We start from the raw sequence: 19,159 nt of genomic DNA, 5'->3' as shown, positions 1-19,159 counted from the left end.
TGTGCGGTTTACCCGCGTGAGTCCAGTTTGAGTTGTGCCAGCAGCATTTGTTCAATTAATTCGCTGCGGCTGAGATTGCGCTGCTCAGCCAGCATATTCAGCGCTTCAACGGCTTCACTGTTCATTTTGAGTTCGACACGACGAAGTCCGCGCCCTTTGTCGCGTTTCAGTTGATTGCGTTTGTTGATACGCAGTTGTTCATCACGCGTAAGCGGACTGGTTTTTGGGCGACCCGGGCGACGCTCGTTAGCGAACAGATCGAGCGTCGTACGGTCAGTGTGTTCTTTTGCCATGACTTAGTACAACTGAGTGGGCGCGAACGAGACGTTTCCGCTGCGCAGATTAAAGTATTGACTCTTCCCGCGGGCAACCGCGCCTACGGCAAAAATTTAGCGCGCCATCATACTCCAGGCTAACCGCGGACGCCAATCTTAAACTTTTACAGCCAGTTAAGATGTTTTAAAGCGCAAAAAAGCGTCGAATACTGCGTAAAACGGCATCAGGTTTTTCAGCATGGACCCAGTGACCAGCACCACCGATCACATGTGCATGCGCGGCCGGGAACTGCCTGATTAACGCGTCACGATACTGATTATCCAGGTAAGGTGAGTCGCCACCGCGAATAAACAGCGCGGGATGTGGCCAGGCAGGCACCTCCTGCCAGCCGGAGATCAGCGCATAGTTGTCCCATAACACCGGGACATTAAAGCGCCATTCGCCCTGACTGAATGATTTCAGGATGAACTGAATGACGCCGTCCTCATCAATGTGGTTGCGCATGATCTCTGCGGCTTCAGTGCGCAAGGTGACGCCAGCGGCCGTGACGGCCCGGATAGCGGCGAAAATCTCGTCATGCCGACGTGTCTGATAGTCAACGGGCGCGATGTCGATCATCACCATCTGTTCGATACGTTCTGGTGCCAGCGCGCTCATTGTCATGGCGATCTTACCGCCCATGGAATGACCAATGACCGCGATCCGCTCAATCCCCTGAGCATCCAGCGTATCCAGCATGTCCTGAGCCATCACCCTGTAGTTCATCTCGTCTGCGCGCGGCGATAGCCCGTGGTTGCGCACATCAACCTGAATAAGCGGTCGATCGTCTTTAAGCCCTCGCGCCAGAATACCAAGGTTATCAAGACTGCCAAACAGACCATGAATCAGCAGGACAGGTGTGGAATCAGAAGAAGATTGTTCAGTTTGCAGGCGCGCATTCAAAATCATAGCAAAGTTCTTAAGTGTGAGACCTGAGCTTAGGTTATCATGGTTTCACCTTTTCAGGCGCGCTGCTTCCGGCGGCATTAGGACATATTCTGACTTTTGCCCATAAACCGTTTGAATGCTATCAGCCTGTCTGAATTTAACTTTATAATCTTCATGTTAGAACCTGCCTCCTTTTTGAAATGCCGATCAGCACCTCGGGGTATTCAGAAAATCGCGGGTTCTGTCGTGAGTAAAAAAACCGTACGGAATAAGATGAAAACGATCGAAGTTGACGAAGAGCTCTACCGTTATATTGCCAGCCACACGCAACACATTGGCGAAAGTGCATCCGATATTCTGCGCCGTATGCTGAAGTTTACTGCCGGTCAGCCCGCGGCGGTCAATGACACGCAGCCCGTCTCCGCACCGGCCCCGTCTAAAGCGGCACCGTCGGCAGGTAATGAATCGCGTCCTCAGGATCGTGTTCGCGCGGTGCGTGAGCTAATGCTGTCGGATGAATATGCGGAGCAGAAGCGGGCGGTTAACCGCTTTATGCTAATCTTGTCAACGCTCTATCGTCTGGATACCGCAGCGTTTGCCGAGGCGACAACGTCGCTGCAGGGCCGCACGCGCATCTATTTCGCGGGCGATGAACATACGTTGCTGCAAAGCGGTACCCATACCAAGCCGAAGCACGTTCCCGGCACGCCGTACTGGGTTATTACCAATACCAATACCGGTCGCAAACGCAGCATGGTTGAACACATTATGCTGTCGATGCAGTTCCCATCGGAACTGGCAGAGAAAGTTTGCGGCACCATTTAAACTGAAGCGTCAGGGAGAAGCGCCAATGGCCAATCACCCCCGTGCCGGGCAGCCTGCCCAGCAGAGCGATTTGATTAACGTTGCACAATTAACTTCACAATATTATGTCCTGCAGCCCGATGTGGCTAACCCAGAACATGCGGTGAAATTTGGCACATCAGGCCATCGCGGTAGCGCAGGACGCCACAGCTTTAACGAAAAGCACATCCTGGCGATAGCTCAGGCGATTGCCGAAGAGCGTAAAAAGAACGGGATTACCGGTCCGTGCTACGTAGGTAAAGATACGCATGCGCTTTCGGAACCTGCGCTGTTGTCCGTGCTGGAAGTGCTGGCCGCAAACGGCGTAGACGTGATTGTTCAACAGGACAATGGCTATACGCCAACGCCGGCGATTTCAAACGCCATCCTTGAGCACAATAAATCGGGCGATCAGCTGGCGGATGGCATCGTTATTACGCCTTCGCACAACCCACCTGAAGACGGCGGGATTAAATACAATCCGCCGAACGGTGGCCCTGCCGATACCAACGTCACCAAAGTGGTTGAAGATCGCGCGAATCAGCTGTTGAAAGAGGGCCTGAAAGGCGTGAAGCGTCTGCCACTGGACCAGGCCTGGGCCAGCGGTCACGTGGTTGAGAAAGATTTGATCCAGCCTTATGTTGAAGGCCTTTCACAGATCATCGATTTCCCGGCGATTCAAAAAGCGGGCCTGAAAATCGGCGTCGATCCGCTTGGCGGTTCCGGCATCGCTTACTGGCAGCGCATTGCTGAGCACTACAAACTCGATCTGACCCTGGTGAATGACGCCGTTGATCAGACGTTCCGCTTTATGCATCTTGATAAAGACGGCGTGGTGCGCATGGACTGCTCGTCCGAATCTGCCATGGCGGGCCTGCTGGCCTATAAGGACAAATTTGACCTGGCGTTTGGCAACGATCCCGATTATGACCGCCACGGTATCGTCACGCCTGCCGGCCTGATGAACCCGAACCACTATCTGGCCGTTGCCATCAACTATCTGTTCCAGCATCGCCCACAGTGGGGCAAAGACGTTGCCGTGGGGAAAACTCTGGTGTCCAGTGCCATGATTGACCGCGTCGTTAACGACATCGGCCGCAAGCTGGTGGAAGTGCCGGTGGGCTTTAAGTGGTTCGTGGATGGCCTGTTCGACGGCAGCTTTGGCTTCGGTGGGGAAGAGAGTGCGGGCGCTTCATTCCTGCGCTTTGACGGTACGCCCTGGTCCACCGATAAAGACGGGATCATCATGTGTCTGCTGGCAGCGGAGATTACCGCGGTCACCGGCAAGAACCCGCAGGAGCACTATGATGAGCTGGCCGCGCGTTTCGGTGCACCCAGCTACAATCGCCTGCAGGCGTCAGCCAGTTCCGCACAGAAAGCGGCGCTGTCTAAGCTGTCACCTGAAATGGTGAGTGCTGACACGCTGGCGGGCGATCCGATCACCGCGCGTCTGACCGCTGCGCCGGGCAATGGCGCGTCTATCGGCGGCCTGAAAGTGATGACGGAAAACGGCTGGTTTGCGGCCCGTCCTTCAGGCACCGAAGATGCATACAAAATCTATTGTGAAAGTTTCCTGGGCGCAGAACACCGCGCGCAGATAGAAAAAGAAGCGGTAGAGATTGTCAGCGAAGTGCTGAAAAACGCCTGATTGGCCTGTTAAATGAAAAAAGCGCCTAAGTGGCGCTTTTTTTATGGCATAAACCGGTAGCCGATGCCGGTTTCCGTGAGCAGATGTACCGGCTGGGTAGGATTCTCCTCCAGCTTTTGCCGCAGGTGCCCCATATAGATCCGCAGATAGTGGCTGTGTTCAACGGCGTTTGGTCCCCACACCTGGCTCAACAGCTGCCGCTGGGTCAGCACTTTTCCCGCGTTGTTCAGCAGCGTCGTCAGCAAACGAAACTCTATCGGCGTAAGGTGCACTTCCTCGCCAGCGCGTAGCACTCTACGTGCCGCAATATCCACGGTAACGTCGGCGAAGCTGACCTTGGGATCGGTATGTTGTCCGGCATGACGGCGCAAGGCGACGCGAACGCGTGCCAGCAGTTCACCAATACCGAAGGGTTTCGTCAGGTAATCGTCTGCCCCTGCATCCAGTGCGTCAATTTTATCCTGTTCGTCGATTCGGGCCGACAGCACAATCACGGGCAGCGTGCTCCACTGACGCAGCTCGCCAATAAAGGTTTTGCCATCGCCATCGGGCAGGCCGAGATCGAGAATGACCAGATCGGGTTTTCGCGTCGCCGCCTCAATCAACCCACGTTGTAGCGTTTCGGCATCGAAAACCTTCAGGCCTTCGCTTTCCAACGCGATGCGCACGAAGCGGCGAATTTCTTTCTCATCTTCAATGATTAAAACCGTGGTCACGCCAATCCTGCCATTGCCTGAAAAGGGAAAACACACTGTATCAACTTTTCAGCCTTTCGTCCGTGTTGCCATCGAATCGCGCTAAAGATCATCGTCAAAACCATTATTTAACCAAAATGTAACTAATTTTCAGATTGTCATTAACAGTACAAAAAATAGTCAAATTTAGTGGTCAGATGAGTAGTAAAATTACACAATCAGGCGTAATATTGGATGCAGATCACATTTAACCGACTTTTCGTCAGGAGGAATCCATGTACCGGACTTATTCTCGTCATAAAATCATTTTGCGCCGTACGCTGGTTATCCTGTTGGGCCTGCTGGCTCTGCCGGTCATGCTGTTTCGCAAGGATCGTGCCCGCTTTTACAGCTATCTGCATCGTATGTGGTGCAAAACCAGCACCAAGCCGGTCTGGTTGGCACAGTCTGAAGCCGCTGCCGGTGTCTTTTGGTAATCAGACTGCATTAAACCGCCTCAGCCCCTGAATTTCTGGCCCGTTCCCTGAATCTTATTACGGGGAACGGGCTTTTTTTGAGCATTATCGTCATCTGCAAAGCCCCGCAGGCTGATTTCCCCACTATTTTGCGCTACACTTAAACCTCTACAAGTTTTCGGAGGTTGTACAAGTATGAGTGAGAAAATTCCGGTTGGAATCAGCGCTTGTCTGCTTGGTGAGAGCGTCAGATTTGATGGCGGCCATAAGCGCCTGGCTTTCGCTACTGATCAACTCACCCCTTTTGTACGTTTTGAACCTGTCTGCCCCGAAATGGCGATTGGCCTTCCTACGCCTCGCCCGGCCTTACGCCTCGTTAAAATGGGCGATGATGATGCTCTGCACCTGTGTTTCAGTAAAGAGGGCGGAGAGGACATCACCGATAAAATGCGCGACTGGTCCGAAAACCGCGTTAAATCCCTTCATCATCTCTGTGGCTACATCCTGTGTGCAAAATCACCCAGCTGCGGCATGGAACGGGTCAGGATTTATGAACCCGCCACCAACAATAACCGCAAAGCAGGCACCGGCATTTTTACCGCCTTTTTGCAGCGTGAAATGCCCTGGCTACCGCTTGAAGAAGATGGTCGCCTTAACGATCCCACCCTGCGCGAAAATTTTATTGGCCGGATTTGTGCCCTGCATGAGTTTAATCAGATGTGGAAACAGGGCCTGACTCGTCACAACCTGATGGCTTTTCACAGCCGCTACAAGCTGCTGCTGTTGGCGCATTCCCAGAAGAAATACCGTGAGCTGGGGCCGTTTGTTGCCTCAATGAACCAGTGGGAATCGTTGGAGGCTTTTGCCTTTGAATACCGCAGCCGACTGATGGATTTGATGTCACAGCCCGCGTCCCGCACGAATCACACTAACGTTTTGATGCACGTTCAGGGTTATTTCCGTAGTCAGTTAAGCTCTCCTCAGCGCAAAGAGCTGACGTCGCTGATTGACTGCTACCGGCAGGGAACGCAACCGCTGTTAGCACCCATTACGATTCTTAAGCACTATATGGCGGAATATCCGCACCCCTGGCTGACGCAGCAGCGTTACTTCGATCCTTACCCCGAAGCCCTGCGCCTGCGATACGGACAATGATTCAGGAGTACTATGACCACGCATTTAGTCTGGCTGCGAAACGACCTGCGTATTAACGATAATCTGGCGCTGCACGCGGCCTGCACCCAACCCGATGCCAGGGTAATTGCGCTGTTTATCGCAACGCCCGGGCAGTGGCAGCAACATGAGATGGCGGCCCGCCAGGTCGCATTTATTCATCAGAGTCTGGATATGCTGCAGTCCTCCCTCGCGGAGCGGGGCATTCCGCTTCACTTTCATCAGTGTGATGATTTCGCGGCCAGCATCGATTTTCTGGTCGGCTTCTGCCAGAAGCAGCAGGTCGATAAGCTTTTCTACAATTACCAGTACGAAGTCAATGAGCGTGAACGGGATGCCAGCGCAGAAAAACGCCTGCATGAGGCGAACGTAGTCTGCCAGGGCTTTGATGACAGCCTGCTGCTGCCACCGGGCAGTATTCAAACCGGCGATGGCGAGATGTATAAAGTGTTTACGCCGTTCAGCAAGGCCTTCTTACGGCGGCTACAACAGGGTTTACCCGAGTGTGTGCCGGCTCCCAAAGCCCGTGAAGGTGCGCCGCTTAAAGAGCCAAAAAGCCTTCCGCCTTTTGATTATCCAAAAGCGGATATCGACACGTCGCTGTTTCCGCCCGGTGAACAGGCGGCCGTTAAGCGGTTACGTGAGTTTGCCAAACAGGCGGTGCTCGATTACGCAAAGCAGCGCGATTTGCCCGCGCTGGACAGCACCAGTCGTTTATCGGTCTATCTCTCTACCGGCGTGCTCTCGCCGCGGCAATGCCTGCATCGAATCCTACATGAACAACCCAAAGCGCTGGATAGCGGTCCGGCTGCCGTATGGATCAACGAATTGATATGGCGTGAATTTTACCGTCACCTCATCGTGGCACATCCGCGCTTGTGCAAACATCAGCCTTTTGTTCACTGGACACGCAACGTGGCGTGGCAACGTAACAGTGCGCACTTCGACGCCTGGAAGGCGGGGAAAACCGGTTATCCCATTGTGGATGCCGCCATGCGTCAGATGCAGACCATCGGCTGGATGCACAATCGACTTCGCATGATTACCGCCAGCTTTCTGGTGAAAGACCTGCTTATCGACTGGCGAGAGGGCGAGCGGTACTTCATGCAGCAGTTGATCGATGGCGACCTGGCTGCCAACAATGGCGGCTGGCAATGGGCGGCGTCAACCGGCACCGATGCCGCGCCTTATTTCCGCATCTTCAACCCGACCACGCAGGGCGAGCGCTTCGACAAAGAGGGGGAGTTTATTCGCCGCTATCTGCCAGAGTTGGAAGAGGTGCCTGACAGCGATATCCATCAGCCTCACCAATGGGCGCAGAAAAATAACAAGAAACTCGATTATCCGGCGCCAATCGTGGAACATAAGGACGCACGTAAAAAGACACTCAACGCCTTTGAGCGCGCGAAGAACGCGGCCTGAGGCGGCAAGGAGCAGAAATGAATCACTACGAGTTAGAAAAAATCGTCAACCAGCAGCTCAATACCGCTGCCTTCAGCGACTATGCGCCAAACGGCCTTCAGGTTGAAGGCCGCGCCAGGGTAAAAACGGTGATTACGGGCGTGACCGCCTGCCAGGCATTACTGGATGAAGCGGTGGCCCGCCAGGCCGATGCCGTGCTGGTCCATCACGGTTATTTCTGGAAAAGCGAGCCTGCGGTCATTAAAGGGATGAAGCGCAAGCGGCTGCGCACCCTGTTGGCTAACGATATTAACCTCTATGGCTGGCACCTGCCGCTCGATGCGCACCCGCAGTTAGGGAATAATGCGCAACTGGCCAGGCTGTTGGGGATCGATGTGGTAGGCGAGATCATGCCGCTGGTGCCGTGGGGCGAGTTCGCTCAGCCCATTACCGGTGAGCAGCTGGCACAGCGTATTACCGAGGTATTAGGGCGTCAACCGCTGCACTGCGGTGATAATGCACCTGCTGCAATTCGTCGTGTAGCCTGGTGCAGCGGCGGTGGACAAGGATTTATCGACGCTGCGGCTGGCTTTGGGGTAGACGCATTTATTACTGGCGAAGTGTCAGAGCAGACGATTCACAGCGCACGTGAGCAGGGTCTGCACTTTTTTGCCGCGGGTCATCATGCCACCGAACGCTGCGGCATTCAGGCGCTGGGCGAGTGGCTGGCAGCAGAGCATGGCCTTGATGTGACCTTTATTGATATCCCCAATCCTGCCTGATCCTCTGGGTTCTGTATCACGCGGCAGAACCCAAATCTATTGACACTTCTCTGTCACTTTCGCATAACTACCTTCCTAAGGCCGCAACATCAGTGCCTGCTTTTGGACGCCAGCATACTGCCTGAGCGCAACCGCCAGCATACTGCCTGAGCGCAACCATTTTTTTAACCGGGAGGTGCGCGTTGCAAGAAACACGATGTTACATGCTGGGCGAACGCGCGGTGGTGCTGGAGCTGGCTCCGCCGGTTTCCCTCACCAGTCAGCAGCGAATATGGCAGTTGAGCGAGCGCTTACAGTCACATGGCGCGATACGGGACGTGATTCCCGGCATGAACAACCTCACGTTGTTGCTGGAGGAGGCGCCCTCCGACGCGCAGCAGGCCACAGCGCAGCTTCAGCAGTGGTGGCTGGAAAGCGAAGCGCAGGCCACCGGATCTCGTCTGGTAAAAGTGCCGGTTATCTACGGCGGTGAAGCAGGCCCCGATCTGCTTCAGGTGGCCGATCATGCTGGACTGTCAGCAAAGCAGGTGGTCGAGTTACACAGCAGTAGCGAGTACGACGTCTTTTTTATTGGTTTTCAGCCGGGATTCCCCTATCTGGCCGGGCTTGATCCCCGCCTGCACATGCCGCGCCGCGCGGAACCGCGCGTAGCCGTACCGGCAGGTTCGGTGGGGATAGGCGGGAGCCAGACGGGCGTGTATCCGCTGGCTTCTCCGGGCGGCTGGCAGTTGATTGGTCAAACCCCGGTGGCGCTTTTCACTCCGCAACAGCAGCCACCGACGTTGCTGCAACCCGGCGACAAAGTCCGGTTTGTGCCGCAAAAGGAAGGTATATGTTAACAATTCTTCGGGCGGGGCTGGCCACCAGCATTCAGGATCTGGGCCGCAACCGCTGGCGTCAGTATGGTATCGGCGTCAGTGGCGTTCTGGATCAGCCTGCCATGATCACGGCAAATTTACTGGTCGGTAATCCGCCGGGCAGCGCCGTTCTGGAAATTGTCCTGGGCCAGTTTAAAGCCGAGTTCAGACTCGATGGCTGGTTCGCCCTGACGGGCGCCGGCTGTCAGGCCGAACTGGATGGGAAACCCGTCTGGACCGGCTGGCGGTTGCCGGTTAAAAAAGGCCAGGTGCTGGTGTTAAAGAAACCGGTTCACGGTATGCGCAGTTATCTGGCGATACAGGGAGGATTCGAAGTCCCAGAGGTACTGGGCTCATGCAGCACAGATATCAAAGCCGGGTTTGGCGGCTTCCAGGGGCGCACGTTGCAGGATGGCGATCGTATTCCTCTGGGCAAACCGGGGCAGCCCTTTATGCACAAGAAAGGGGTGAAGCAGTTGCTGTGGGGCAATCGCATTCGGGCGCTGCCGGGGCCGGAATATCATGAGTTTAGTGAAGAGGCACAGCAAAAGCTGTGGCGAGCGGCATGGACACTCAATCCGCAAAGCAACCGCATGGGCTACCGTTTGCAGGGGCCAACCTTGCAGCGTGAGGCCTCACGCGAGCTGCTATCTCACGGACTGGTACCCGGCGTTATTCAGGTGCCGGGAAACGGACAACCCATTGTATTGCTGGCGGATGCACAAACCACCGGGGGCTATCCGCGCATCGCCTGTGTGATAGAGAGCGATCTCTACCATCTGGCGCAGATTCGTCTGGGTGAACCGATCCATTTTATTCTCTGCACGGCTCAGGAAGCGCAGGCGGCAAAGCGGCAGCAACAGCTCGCCCTGGATCAAATGGCATGGGGACTGGCTAATGAAAATTGATTTAAACGCCGATTTGGGCGAGGGCGGCAGTAGCGATCGTGCGCTATTGCAACTGGTAAGCTCCGCCAATATCGCCTGCGGGTTTCACGCGGGCGATGCAGAAATGATGCTGCAGTCCGTTCGCTGGGCCAAAGCGTACGGTGTGGCGATTGGTGCGCATCCCAGCTTCCCTGACCGGGAGAATTTTGGTCGCAGCGCCATGCAACTGCCGCCAGAAACCCTTTACGCACAAATCATCTATCAGGTCGGCGCATTGAAAAGCCTGGCGGAGAGCGAAGGGCAATCGTTGGTCCATGTAAAGCCGCATGGGATGTTGTATAACCAGGCTGCCGCCGACGCGGGCCTGGCGGACACCATTGCGCGTGCCGTTAAGGCCGTCGATGCCGGACTGATCGTCGTGGGGCTGGCGAACAGCGAATCGATTCGTGCGGCGGCGCACCATGGCCTGAAAACCCGCGAGGAAGTTTTTGCCGATCGCGGTTATCTCAGCAGCGGTGCTCTGGTGCCCCGCGGTCAACCCGGCGCATTAATTGAAGAGGAAGCTCAGGCAATCGATCAGACGTTGATGATGGTGCAGCAGGGGCGGGTAAAAAGCGTAAGTGGTGAGTGGGTAGCGGTTAACGCGCAGACCGTCTGCGTGCATGGTGACGGCGCACACGCGCTGCAGTTCGCTCAACGATTACGGGCCAGCTTCGCAAATAACAATATTGCTGTAACCAGTCAATAAAACAGCACCGCCGGGCTGATAAGCTCAGGCTTTTTTTGGTCTATCACAAGGGGAAAATATGGACAGCGTAGTGAATCTCTGGCCACTACTGGGCATTGCTGCCATCGTCGCAGGCTTCGTTTTACGCTTTAATCCGGTACTGGTGGTGATCGTTGCGGGCTTCGTCACCGGGATTGCCGCCATGATGCCGCTGGGCGATATTCTGCAAAAACTGGGCGAGGGCTTCCTGAATACCCGCAATCTGCCGCTTATTTTGCTGTTGCCGCTGGCGGTCATTGGCCTGCTGGAGCGCCATGGTCTGAAACAGCGCGCCCAGACGTGGATCGCACAGATTAAAACGGCGACGGCAGGGCGACTGCTCATCATCTACCTGTTTGTACGCGAGATCACTGCGGCGCTGGGGCTGACCAGCCTGGGTGGTCACCCGCAAATGGTGCGACCGCTGCTGGCACCGATGGCCGAAGGGGCCAGCGAAAGCCGTTACGGTGAACTGTCGCCTGAGATTCGCCATCGCCTGCGAGCCATGTCCGCTGCGACGGATAACGTCGGCCTGTTCTTTGGCGAAGATATCTTTGTCGCCTTTGGCGCCATCATCTTTATGCACAACTTTATGCAGGAGTCCGCCGGTATTCAGACCGAGCCGCTGCATATCGCGCTGTGGGGCATTCCAACGGCCATTGCGGCTTTTCTGATTCACTCCGCGCGCCTGATAAGGCTGGACCGTCAGCTCGCGCGTGAACTGAGTGCCATCAACAGCCAGGCCATCAACGCCAGAGGAGATCGCTAATGTTCCAGCAACAATATTTGATGTGGCTGGCTGGCGTGATTCTGCTGGTCGTGGCTTTTTTATCCTGGCGTGACAGCGGGAACCCACGTCGCTTTACCACCGGCCTGTTTTGGGGCTTATACGGTCTGATTTTTTTGGTGGGGGACTGGACAACGCAGCTGATGTCACAGCTGATGGGATCAACACAGAGCGGCACGCGCACCCTGCATATTACCGTGGGCGTGGCAGTTGTGCTGATGGGCTTAATTGCCGGCTGTGGTGGCGTAAAGCTTGGTCGCTACCATCAACGTAGCGAAGAGGAAAAAGAGGCCAGCGCACAACGCCTTAAAAATAAACTCTTTCTGCCTGCGTTAGCGATTCCTGTCGTAACGGTGGTTGGCGTTCTGGCCTTTAATAATATTCCCGGTTTGCAGAACGGGGTATTTGGACCCGGCAATCATTCCACCCTGGTCACGCTGTTTTCCATGACGGTGGGCTGCCTGCTGGGCTGGCTAATCGCCATGAAACTGACGCATGAGAAGCCGGTTCAGTCGATGCAGGAAACCCGGCGTCTGCTGGATTGTGTGGGCTGGGCTTTCCTGCTACCGCAAATTCTGGCCACGCTGGGGCTGTTGTTCACCGCTGCGGGCGTGGGCGGCGCCATCTCGCATCTGACCGAACATTATCTGGCGGTCGATAACCGCTTTATTGCCGTGACCGTTTACGCTGTTGGCATTGCGCTGTTAACTATGGTCATGGGCAACGCCTTTGCCGCTTTCCCGATTATTACCGCCGGTGTGGGCATTCCCATTCTGGTGCTACAACATGGTGGTAATCCGGCTGTCATGGCGGCAATCGGCATGTTTTCCGGCTACTGCGGAACCTTAATGACACCAATGGCCGCGAACTTTAATATCGTGCCCGCCGCGCTGCTGGAGTTGCCGGATCGTAACGCGGTCATCAAAGCTCAGGTCCCAACCGGTGTGCTACTGTTAATTGTTAACGTGTTTTTACTCTATTTCCTGATGTTTCTGTGAGGCAGCATGAAAACGGTATTGATGACGGCGTTTGAGCCCTTTGGTGGCGAATCCATTAATCCCTCCTGGCAGGCGGTCAGCGCGCTTGAAGGCCAGCAGATTGGCGGGGCACGTATTGTGACGCGCCAACTGCCGGTCGTGTTCAGCGAGGTGCTGGACGTGTTGTATCAGGCGCTGGAAGAGATTAAGCCGGATGCCATTATTGCTGTGGGGCAGGCGGGCGGGCGCAGCGATATCACCGTCGAGCGCATCGGCATTAACGTCGATGACGCCCGCATTCCCGATAACGCGGGCCATCAACCCGTGGATGAGCCGATTGCGCAGGATGGCCCGGCCGCCTACTTTTCACGCCTGCCGATCAAAGCCATTGTGGCCGCCGTGCGCAAAGCCGGTATTCCGGCTTCGGTGTCGCAAACCGCCGGCACCTTTACCTGTAACCGGGTGATGTATGGTCTGCTGCACTGGCTGCATCAACATGACAGCGCGGCGCGTGGCGGATTTATTCATATCCCTTACCTGCCAGAGCAGGCGGTCCACCATCCTGGCGCACCCAGCATGCCCGCCGCAACCGTGATCGAGGCGCTGAAAATTGCGGTGCAGACCACGCTGGAAACCGCCAACGATCTCAAGGAAGCGGGTGGCGCAACCCATTAAGAGGACGAGTGATGCCAGAAGGACCGGAGATTCGCCGTGTGGCGGATCAGCTTGAAATGGCCATTGTCGGGCAGCCTTTGGCCGACGTCTGGTTTGCTTTCCCTGCATTAAAAACTTACGAGCCCACATTAGTGGGGGAAAAGGTAGAGTCGATTGAAACGCGCGGCAAAGCGTTGCTGACACATTTCAGCAATGGTCTGACGCTCTATTCGCATAATCAACTTTACGGCGTCTGGCGCATCGTGTCGCCAGACGTGCAGCCCGAGACTAAACGGCAGCTACGTGTGCGCCTGGCAACGGCAGACCAGGCCATCCTGCTCTACAGCGCTTCGGATATTGAATTGCTGAATGCGGAAACCCTGGCCAGTCATCCGTTCCTGAATCGCATTGGGCCTGATGTGTTAAGCCCCGCGCTGACGCCGGAGGAGGTAAAGCAGCGCCTGCTCTCAGCGCGCTTCCGCCGTCGCCAGTTCAGCGGTTTATTACTGGACCAGGCGTTTCTGGCCGGATTAGGCAACTATCTGCGCGTGGAGATCCTCTGGCTGGCACAGCTGCTTCCACACCATAACGCGCAGTCACTGAGCGAGTCACAGCTTGACGCCTTCAGCGACGCGCTGCTGTCCGTACCGCGTCATGCCTACCGCATGCGTGGCACGATGAAAAAGTATCACAGCGAAGCTGCCTTTCGTTTTGAAGTCTTTCATCGTCAGGGCAAGACGTGTCGGCGCTGCGGCACGGTGATTGAGAAGGGCGTTTTATCCTCACGGCCATTTTACTGGTGTCCGGGCTGTCAGGTATAAAAAGACAGGCGGGCCTGACGGGCAGGCTCCGTTAATCATTCCGTTTTCTGCTGCAGGGAGACCATCATGACGCCTGAAATCCTGACCGAACGGCTGGTTTTAAAACCGCTCACCCTGCAGGACGCGGATGCGATTCAGGTGGCGTTTCCCCAATGGGAAATTGTCCGTTACCTGATCGATTCGGTGCCCTGGCCCTATCCGGACGGCGCCGCCAGAGACTTTGTTGCGAACGTGGCATTACCCGCTGTTGAGGCGGGAAAAGGCTGGTACTGGACGATACGGCGCAGGGAAGCGGAGACGATGCTGATCGGGGTCATCAGCCTGATGGACACGCCGGACAACCATCGCGGCTTCTGGTTAGTACCCCACTGGCAGGGGCAGGGTTACATGTCGGAGGCCAGCAATGCCGTTACCGATTACTGGTTCAATGTGCTGAATAAACCGGTATTAAGAACGCCCAAAGCCGCAGCAAACGTGCGGTCGGTCGCTATCTCGGTTAAAAGCGGTATGCGTTGTATCAGAACGGGAAAGCAACGCTATGTTTCAGGCGAACATGACTCTGAACTCTGGGAGGTGACGCGGGATGAGTGGCGTAAATTCAGAGCGGCTCAGGCTGGCGAAACAGCCGCGAAAAAGTAACATTTTGCCGTGATCCGACAGCATCTTTAGCGATAAGGTTAAACCTGTCCGGCCTCAACGGAACCTGCATCCTTCGGGCAAAAAAACGGCTATGCCTTGTCAGCATAGCCGTTTTGTCGTCGATGGCCCGGTGCGATATTCGCCCAGGCGACAGGCTTATTTATCCAGCTGTGACGTAAAGTCGCGCTCGGTATAACCGGTATACAGCTGACGCGGACGGGCAATTTTCATGCCTTCGTCGTGCATCTCTTTCCAGTGGGCGATCCAGCCAACGGTACGTGCCATGGCAAAAATCACGGTAAACATGGAAGACGGAATGCCCATGGCTTTCAGGATAATACCGGAGTAGAAGTCCACGTTTGGATAGAGTTTACGCTCGATGAAGTACGGGTCGTTCAGCGCAATGTGTTCCAGCTCCAGCGCCACTTCCAGCAGGTCATCTTTCATGCCCAGCTCGTTCAGCACTTCATGACAGGTTTCACGCATGACGGTCGCGCGTGGGTCATAGTTTTTGTAAACGCGATGACCAAAGCCCATCAGGCGGAAGGAGTCGTTTTTGTCTTTAGCACGGCGCACGAACTCAGGAATGTGTTCAACGGTGCTGATCTCTTCCAGCATGCGCAGACAGGCTTCGTTTGCGCCACCGTGCGCCGGTCCCCACAGGGAGGCGATACCGGCCGCGATACAGGCAAACGGGTTAGCGCCTGATGAACCTGCCGTACGGACGGTTGAGGTTGAGGCGTTCTGCTCGTGATCGGCATGCAGAATCAGAATGCGATCCATGGCGCGTTCAAGCACAGGGTTGACCTTGTATTCTTCACAAGGCGTTGCAAACATCATGTGCAGGAAGTTACCGGCGTAGGAAAGGTCGTTACGTGGATAAACGAACGGCTGGCCGATTGAATACTTGTAACACATCGCTGCCATGGTAGGCATTTTAGACAGCAGGCGGAAAGCGGCGATTTCACGATGGCGCTCAATGTTCACATCCAGCGAGTCGTGATAAAACGCGGCCAGGGCGCCAGTCACGCCGCACATCACAGCCATTGGATGTGAGTCGCGACGGAAGCCGTGGAACAGACGCGTGATCTGCTCATGAATCATGGTGTGGCGGGTAACGGTGACTTTGAACTCTTCAAACTGTTTCTGAGTCGGGGCTTCACCATTCAGCAGGATATAGCACACTTCCAGGTAGTTAGAGTGGGTGGCCAACTGATCGATGGGAAAACCACGGTGAAGCAGGATACCTTCATCGCCATCGATAAAGGTGATTTTTGACTCGCAGGACGCGGTAGACGTGAAACCAGGATCGAAGGTAAACAGGCCGTTAGAACCCAGTTCGCGGACATCGACGACATCCTGGCCCAGCGTGCCTTGCAGCACTTTCAGTTCAATAGGCTTTTCGTCGGGTAGGGTTAGCGTCACTTTTTTATCTGTCATTTTCGTCTCCATAGCGCCTTGGGCAGGTAAGGATCTTTCGACACCTGAAACGCGCGCATGTTGCATTTAGGCAGTACTTCACGATGTCACTCTGCATTATAAGCAGTGAAGGGTACAGAGTGAGAGGCGCGTTCCACAGGAAATGTAAAGCCGTGACATGTGCATATCGCGGTTGTTAAAGATCCGGTCAGGACATAACTTCTTTGTAACCAATAACCTGATGGTTTTAAAAGCTGTTAGTGGCAATGTTACATAACTTGAGCTTAGGAGAAAGTGTATCCCCATAACTTTTGTGCATCATAGGATTTTATCGGGATAGTTTGTAACTGAATTGTTGAACTATTGTCAAATCAGATAATTAAATTTGTATGAATTGTGAAAAACGTGAGAATGATCACTGTTCCACCCAAAATTCTCCAAAGAGTTTGTAGGGGAATTGTAATCAGAATGTGATCGTCCTATACTTCCGGCCAGGTCTCCGGAATACCCTGACACCAGGAGCCACCCAGCGTTTGTAACACGTCATTTAACACTGGATGTTGCTATTTTGGTGACGGATAAAGTCTGAACACGTTTAGGGTTCAGGTCTTATGTCCGGAGGAAGCAAAATAAAAAAGAGCTGTGTGGGCAAAACCGTGAAAAAACAAAGACCTGTCAACTTGGATCTCTCGACGATCCGGTTTCCCGTTACTGCAATATCGTCCATTCTTCACCGCGTCTCCGGCGTCATCACCCTGGTTGCTCTCGGCATCCTGTTATGGCTTCTCGGTCTTTCCCTCTCTTCTCCTGAAGGTTTCCAGCACGCTGCATCTGTCATGAATGGCTTCTTTGCGAAGTTCATCATGTGGGGCATTTTGACTGCGCTGGCCTATCATGCAGTGGGCGGGATACGTCACATGTTAATGGATTTTGGTTATCTGGCCGAAACGCTCGAAGCAGGTAAGCGTTCTGCGCAGGTGACGTTTGGTATTACTGTCGTGCTTTCAATTTTAGCAGGAGTCCTCGTATGGTAAGCAATGCATCCGCGTTGGGTCGCAATGGCATTCAGGACTGGCTGCTGCTGCGCGCGACGGCAATCCTCATCACGCTTTACATCATCTATCTCCTCGGTTTCGTGGTGATGACAGACACGCTGACGTATGACATCTGGCGTGGCTTCTTCGCTTCTGCATTTACAAAAGTGTTCACGCTCCTGACGCTGTTTTCCATTCTGATCCACGGCTGGATCGGTATGTGGCAGGTCTTAACGGACTACGTTAAACCGCTGGCAACGCGTCTGCTGTTGCAGTTGGTCATCGTAGTGGCGCTGTTGTCATATGCAATTTATGGATTTGTTGTGGTGTGGGGTGTGTAAATGAGTTTACCAGTAAGAGAATTTGATGCCGTGGTGATCGGCGCAGGCGGCGCGGGTATGCGCGCGGCGTTGCAAATCTCCCAGTCGGGCCAGACCTGTGCCCTGTTGTCCAAAGTCTTCCCGACCCGTTCCCATACGGTCTCCGCGCAGGGCGGAATCACCGTTGCGCTGGGTAACACCCATGACGATAACTGGGAATGGCATATGTATGACACCGTCAAAGGTTCCGACTACATCGGTGACCAGGACGCGATTGAATACATGTGTCACGTCGGTCCGGAAGCGATTCTGGAACTGGAGCACATGGGCTTGCCCTTCTCCCGTCTTGATGACGGCCGCGTTTATCAGCGTCCGTTTGGTGGTCAGTCGAAAAACTTCGGCGGTGAGCAGGCGGCGCGTACTGCCGCAGCGGCCGACCGTACCGGCCACGCACTGCTGCATACGCTGTACCAGCAGAACCTGAAAAATAAAACCACTATCTTCTCCGAATGGTATGCACTGGATCTGGTCAAAAATGACGACGGTGCCATTGTAGGCTGTACGGCAATCTGCATGGAAACCGGCGAAACGGTTTACTTCAAAGCCAAGGCCACCATTCTGGCGACGGGCGGTGCAGGACGTATTTATCAGTCCACGACGAACGCCCACATCAATACCGGCGACGGTGTTGGCATGGCGCTGCGCGCGGGCGTGCCTGTGCAGGATATGGAAATGTGGCAGTTCCACCCAACCGGTATCGCCGGTGCTGGTGTACTGGTCACCGAAGGCTGTCGTGGTGAAGGCGGTTATCTGCTGAACAAACATGGTGAGCGTTTCATGGAGCGCTATGCGCCTAACGCCAAAGACCTTGCCGGTCGTGACGTTGTGGCCCGTTCGATGATGGTGGAAATCCGTGAAGGTCGCGGTTGCGACGGTCCATGGGGCCCGCACATCAAGCTTAAACTCGATCACCTGGGTGCGGAAGTGCTGGAATCGCGCCTGCCGGGCATCCTTGAGCTGTCCCGTACCTTTGCTCACGTTGACCCGATTAAAGAGCCGATTCCGGTTATCCCAACCTGTCACTACATGATGGGCGGCGTGCCAACCAAAGTCACCGGTCAGGCGCTGCGTGTGAATGAGCAGGGCGAAGACGAAGTGATTCCTGGCCTGTTCGCGGTGGGTGAAATCGCCTGCGTATCGGTACACGGGGCGAACCGTCTGGGTGGCAACTCGCTGCTGGACCTGGTGGTCTTCGGTCGTGCAGCTGGCGTGCATCTGCTTGAATGTCTGGAAGAGCAGGGTGAACTGCGTGAAGCCAGCCAGGAAAACATTGATGCCGCGATGGCGCGTTTCAACCGCTGGGAAAATAACACCACGGGTGAAGATCCGGTTGAAATCCGCAAGGCGTTGCAACGCTGCATGCAGAACAACTTCTCGGTATTCCGTGAAGGCGATGCGATGCGTGAAGGGCTTGCTGAACTGAAAGAGATCCGTGAGCGTCTGAAGTCCGCGCGCCTGGATGACCGCTCACCTGACTTCAATACACAGCGTATTGAGTGCCTTGAGCTGGATAACCTGATGGAAACCGCTTATGCCACCGCAGTGGCGGCCAACTACCGCACTGAGAGCCGTGGCGCACACAGCCGCTTCGACTATCCGGAACGTGATGATGCCAACTGGCTGTGCCATAGCCTCTATGTTCCGCAAACGGAAAGCATGACGCGCCGTGAGGTGAACATGCAACCGAAACTGCGTGCGGCCTTCCCGCCGAAAGCGCGTACCTACTAATTGCGGAGAT

At 55.0% G+C, this 19,159-nt stretch carries 21 protein-coding genes; 17 read left to right on the top strand and 4 right to left on the bottom strand.

From position 1 onward, the window contains the following. Nucleotides 1-8: 8 nt before the first annotated feature. Nucleotides 9-293 (bottom strand): LexA regulated protein, encoded by a 285-nt coding sequence (ybfE, locus tag P9J57_RS14625; protein WP_013025041.1) that lies wholly within the window; start codon nucleotides 291-293, stop codon nucleotides 9-11. A gap of 166 nt (nucleotides 294-459) precedes the next feature. Beyond that, on the bottom strand, nucleotides 460-1,224 hold the full coding sequence (gene ybfF, locus P9J57_RS14620; RefSeq protein ID WP_442851975.1) for an esterase: 765 nt from the start codon (nucleotides 1,222-1,224) through the stop codon (nucleotides 460-462). A gap of 252 nt (nucleotides 1,225-1,476) precedes the next feature. On the opposite strand from ybfF, the gene seqA reads away from it, so the two are divergent. Beyond that, complete coding sequence (gene seqA / locus P9J57_RS14615; protein WP_019104980.1) at nucleotides 1,477-2,028, top strand: replication initiation negative regulator SeqA; 552 nt, start codon at nucleotides 1,477-1,479, stop codon at nucleotides 2,026-2,028. A gap of 25 nt (nucleotides 2,029-2,053) precedes the next feature. Then, nucleotides 2,054-3,694: a phosphoglucomutase (alpha-D-glucose-1,6-bisphosphate-dependent) gene (gene pgm, locus P9J57_RS14610; protein WP_013025044.1), complete on the top strand. Its 1,641-nt coding sequence runs from the start codon at nucleotides 2,054-2,056 to the stop codon at nucleotides 3,692-3,694. A gap of 41 nt (nucleotides 3,695-3,735) precedes the next feature. Here the strand turns inward: pgm and kdpE are convergent, their stop codons facing one another. Further along, a complete protein-coding gene (gene kdpE / locus P9J57_RS14605; protein ID WP_442851974.1) occupies nucleotides 3,736-4,410 on the bottom strand; it encodes a two-component system response regulator KdpE in 675 nt (224 codons plus the stop codon). Nucleotides 4,411-4,664: 254 nt separating this feature from the next. On the opposite strand from kdpE, the gene P9J57_RS14600 reads away from it, so the two are divergent. The 12 genes from P9J57_RS14600 to P9J57_RS14545 all read left to right on the top strand — a co-directional run bounded on the left by P9J57_RS14600 (nucleotide 4,665) and on the right by P9J57_RS14545 (nucleotide 14,588). After that, nucleotides 4,665-4,865, top strand: a complete 201-nt coding sequence (locus P9J57_RS14600; RefSeq protein ID WP_013025046.1) for a DUF2517 family protein — start codon at nucleotides 4,665-4,667, stop codon at nucleotides 4,863-4,865. Between the two features lie 174 nt (nucleotides 4,866-5,039). Next, nucleotides 5,040-5,999: a YbgA family protein gene (locus P9J57_RS14595; RefSeq protein ID WP_013025047.1), complete on the top strand. Its 960-nt coding sequence runs from the start codon at nucleotides 5,040-5,042 to the stop codon at nucleotides 5,997-5,999. A 12-nt stretch (nucleotides 6,000-6,011) separates the two neighbouring features. Continuing rightward, on the top strand, nucleotides 6,012-7,439 hold the full coding sequence (gene phrB, locus P9J57_RS14590) for a deoxyribodipyrimidine photo-lyase (protein ID WP_483279269.1): 1,428 nt from the start codon (nucleotides 6,012-6,014) through the stop codon (nucleotides 7,437-7,439). A gap of 17 nt (nucleotides 7,440-7,456) precedes the next feature. Further along, entirely contained in the window at nucleotides 7,457-8,200 is a 744-nt protein-coding gene (locus tag P9J57_RS14585) for a type 2 GTP cyclohydrolase I (RefSeq protein ID WP_116219548.1), read from the top strand. Between the two features lie 182 nt (nucleotides 8,201-8,382). Continuing rightward, entirely contained in the window at nucleotides 8,383-9,039 is a 657-nt protein-coding gene (gene pxpB / locus P9J57_RS14580; protein ID WP_013025050.1) for a 5-oxoprolinase subunit PxpB, read from the top strand. Then, nucleotides 9,033-9,965 (top strand): 5-oxoprolinase subunit PxpC, encoded by a 933-nt coding sequence (gene pxpC, locus P9J57_RS14575; protein WP_483279268.1) that lies wholly within the window; start codon nucleotides 9,033-9,035, stop codon nucleotides 9,963-9,965. The genes pxpB and pxpC overlap by 7 nt, the downstream gene beginning before the upstream one ends. Continuing rightward, complete coding sequence (gene pxpA, locus P9J57_RS14570) at nucleotides 9,955-10,692, top strand: 5-oxoprolinase subunit PxpA (RefSeq protein ID WP_013025052.1); 738 nt, start codon at nucleotides 9,955-9,957, stop codon at nucleotides 10,690-10,692. Before pxpC ends, pxpA begins: the two co-directional genes overlap by 11 nt. Nucleotides 10,693-10,750: 58 nt before the next feature. Then, nucleotides 10,751-11,479 carry a DUF969 domain-containing protein gene (locus P9J57_RS14565; RefSeq protein WP_013025053.1) on the top strand — a complete coding sequence of 243 codons (729 nt, stop codon included), beginning with the start codon at nucleotides 10,751-10,753 and terminating at the stop codon, nucleotides 11,477-11,479. Then, nucleotides 11,479-12,495: a DUF979 domain-containing protein gene (locus P9J57_RS14560; protein ID WP_483279267.1), complete on the top strand. Its 1,017-nt coding sequence runs from the start codon at nucleotides 11,479-11,481 to the stop codon at nucleotides 12,493-12,495. Before P9J57_RS14565 ends, P9J57_RS14560 begins: the two co-directional genes overlap by 1 nt. Before the next feature lie 6 nt (nucleotides 12,496-12,501). Continuing rightward, on the top strand, nucleotides 12,502-13,149 hold the full coding sequence (pcp, locus tag P9J57_RS14555; RefSeq protein WP_014593191.1) for a pyroglutamyl-peptidase I: 648 nt from the start codon (nucleotides 12,502-12,504) through the stop codon (nucleotides 13,147-13,149). A gap of 11 nt (nucleotides 13,150-13,160) precedes the next feature. Further along, nucleotides 13,161-13,949 carry an endonuclease VIII gene (nei, locus tag P9J57_RS14550; protein WP_022623688.1) on the top strand — a complete coding sequence of 263 codons (789 nt, stop codon included), beginning with the start codon at nucleotides 13,161-13,163 and terminating at the stop codon, nucleotides 13,947-13,949. 66 nt (nucleotides 13,950-14,015) lie between these two features. Beyond that, complete coding sequence (locus P9J57_RS14545) at nucleotides 14,016-14,588, top strand: GNAT family N-acetyltransferase (protein ID WP_014593193.1); 573 nt, start codon at nucleotides 14,016-14,018, stop codon at nucleotides 14,586-14,588. A 156-nt stretch (nucleotides 14,589-14,744) separates the two neighbouring features. Here the strand turns inward: P9J57_RS14545 and P9J57_RS14540 are convergent, their stop codons facing one another. Then, nucleotides 14,745-16,028 carry a citrate synthase gene (locus tag P9J57_RS14540; RefSeq protein ID WP_014606294.1) on the bottom strand — a complete coding sequence of 428 codons (1,284 nt, stop codon included), beginning with the start codon at nucleotides 16,026-16,028 and terminating at the stop codon, nucleotides 14,745-14,747. Nucleotides 16,029-16,618: 590 nt separating this feature from the next. Between P9J57_RS14540 and sdhC the strand changes: the two genes are divergently transcribed. Genes sdhC through sdhA form a run of 3 tightly spaced genes read left to right on the top strand, consistent with a single transcriptional unit; the run spans nucleotide 16,619 to nucleotide 19,149 of the window. Further along, nucleotides 16,619-17,041: a succinate dehydrogenase cytochrome b556 subunit gene (sdhC, locus tag P9J57_RS14535; protein ID WP_013025059.1), complete on the top strand. Its 423-nt coding sequence runs from the start codon at nucleotides 16,619-16,621 to the stop codon at nucleotides 17,039-17,041. Further along, the gene (sdhD, locus tag P9J57_RS14530; protein ID WP_013025060.1) at nucleotides 17,035-17,382 is read left to right on the top strand and encodes a succinate dehydrogenase membrane anchor subunit; all 348 of its coding nucleotides are present in this window, start codon (nucleotides 17,035-17,037) and stop codon (nucleotides 17,380-17,382) included. Before sdhC ends, sdhD begins: the two co-directional genes overlap by 7 nt. After that, a complete protein-coding gene (gene sdhA, locus P9J57_RS14525; protein WP_013025061.1) occupies nucleotides 17,383-19,149 on the top strand; it encodes a succinate dehydrogenase flavoprotein subunit in 1,767 nt (588 codons plus the stop codon). Nucleotides 19,150-19,159: the final 10 nt, after the last annotated feature.

The sequence above is a fragment of the Pantoea sp. nfd-35 genome, assembly GCF_056892255.1.
The sequence above is the reverse complement of the archived record's forward strand: the minus strand, read 5'-3'. Positions and strand labels throughout refer to the sequence as shown.

Bases quoted from the DNA above. Each gene is read 5' to 3' on its own strand.
- ybfE (WP_013025041.1), bottom strand. From the start codon at position 293: ATGGCAAAAGAACACACTGACCGTACGACGCTCGATCTGTTCGCTAAC.
- ybfF (WP_442851975.1), bottom strand. From the start codon at position 1,224: ATGATTTTGAATGCGCGCCTGCAAACTGAACAATCTTCTTCTGATTCC.
- seqA (WP_019104980.1), top strand. From the start codon at position 1,477: ATGAAAACGATCGAAGTTGACGAAGAGCTCTACCGTTATATTGCCAGC.
- pgm (WP_013025044.1), top strand. From the start codon at position 2,054: ATGGCCAATCACCCCCGTGCCGGGCAGCCTGCCCAGCAGAGCGATTTG.
- P9J57_RS14600 (WP_013025046.1), top strand. From the start codon at position 4,665: ATGTACCGGACTTATTCTCGTCATAAAATCATTTTGCGCCGTACGCTG.
- P9J57_RS14595 (WP_013025047.1), top strand. From the start codon at position 5,040: ATGAGTGAGAAAATTCCGGTTGGAATCAGCGCTTGTCTGCTTGGTGAG.
- phrB (WP_483279269.1), top strand. From the start codon at position 6,012: ATGACCACGCATTTAGTCTGGCTGCGAAACGACCTGCGTATTAACGAT.
- P9J57_RS14585 (WP_116219548.1), top strand. From the start codon at position 7,457: ATGAATCACTACGAGTTAGAAAAAATCGTCAACCAGCAGCTCAATACC.
- pxpC (WP_483279268.1), top strand. From the start codon at position 9,033: ATGTTAACAATTCTTCGGGCGGGGCTGGCCACCAGCATTCAGGATCTG.
- pxpA (WP_013025052.1), top strand. From the start codon at position 9,955: ATGAAAATTGATTTAAACGCCGATTTGGGCGAGGGCGGCAGTAGCGAT.
- P9J57_RS14565 (WP_013025053.1), top strand. From the start codon at position 10,751: ATGGACAGCGTAGTGAATCTCTGGCCACTACTGGGCATTGCTGCCATC.
- P9J57_RS14560 (WP_483279267.1), top strand. From the start codon at position 11,479: ATGTTCCAGCAACAATATTTGATGTGGCTGGCTGGCGTGATTCTGCTG.
- pcp (WP_014593191.1), top strand. From the start codon at position 12,502: ATGAAAACGGTATTGATGACGGCGTTTGAGCCCTTTGGTGGCGAATCC.
- nei (WP_022623688.1), top strand. From the start codon at position 13,161: ATGCCAGAAGGACCGGAGATTCGCCGTGTGGCGGATCAGCTTGAAATG.
- P9J57_RS14545 (WP_014593193.1), top strand. From the start codon at position 14,016: ATGACGCCTGAAATCCTGACCGAACGGCTGGTTTTAAAACCGCTCACC.
- P9J57_RS14540 (WP_014606294.1), bottom strand. From the start codon at position 16,028: ATGACAGATAAAAAAGTGACGCTAACCCTACCCGACGAAAAGCCTATT.
- sdhC (WP_013025059.1), top strand. From the start codon at position 16,619: ATGTCCGGAGGAAGCAAAATAAAAAAGAGCTGTGTGGGCAAAACCGTG.
- sdhD (WP_013025060.1), top strand. From the start codon at position 17,035: ATGGTAAGCAATGCATCCGCGTTGGGTCGCAATGGCATTCAGGACTGG.
- sdhA (WP_013025061.1), top strand. From the start codon at position 17,383: ATGAGTTTACCAGTAAGAGAATTTGATGCCGTGGTGATCGGCGCAGGC.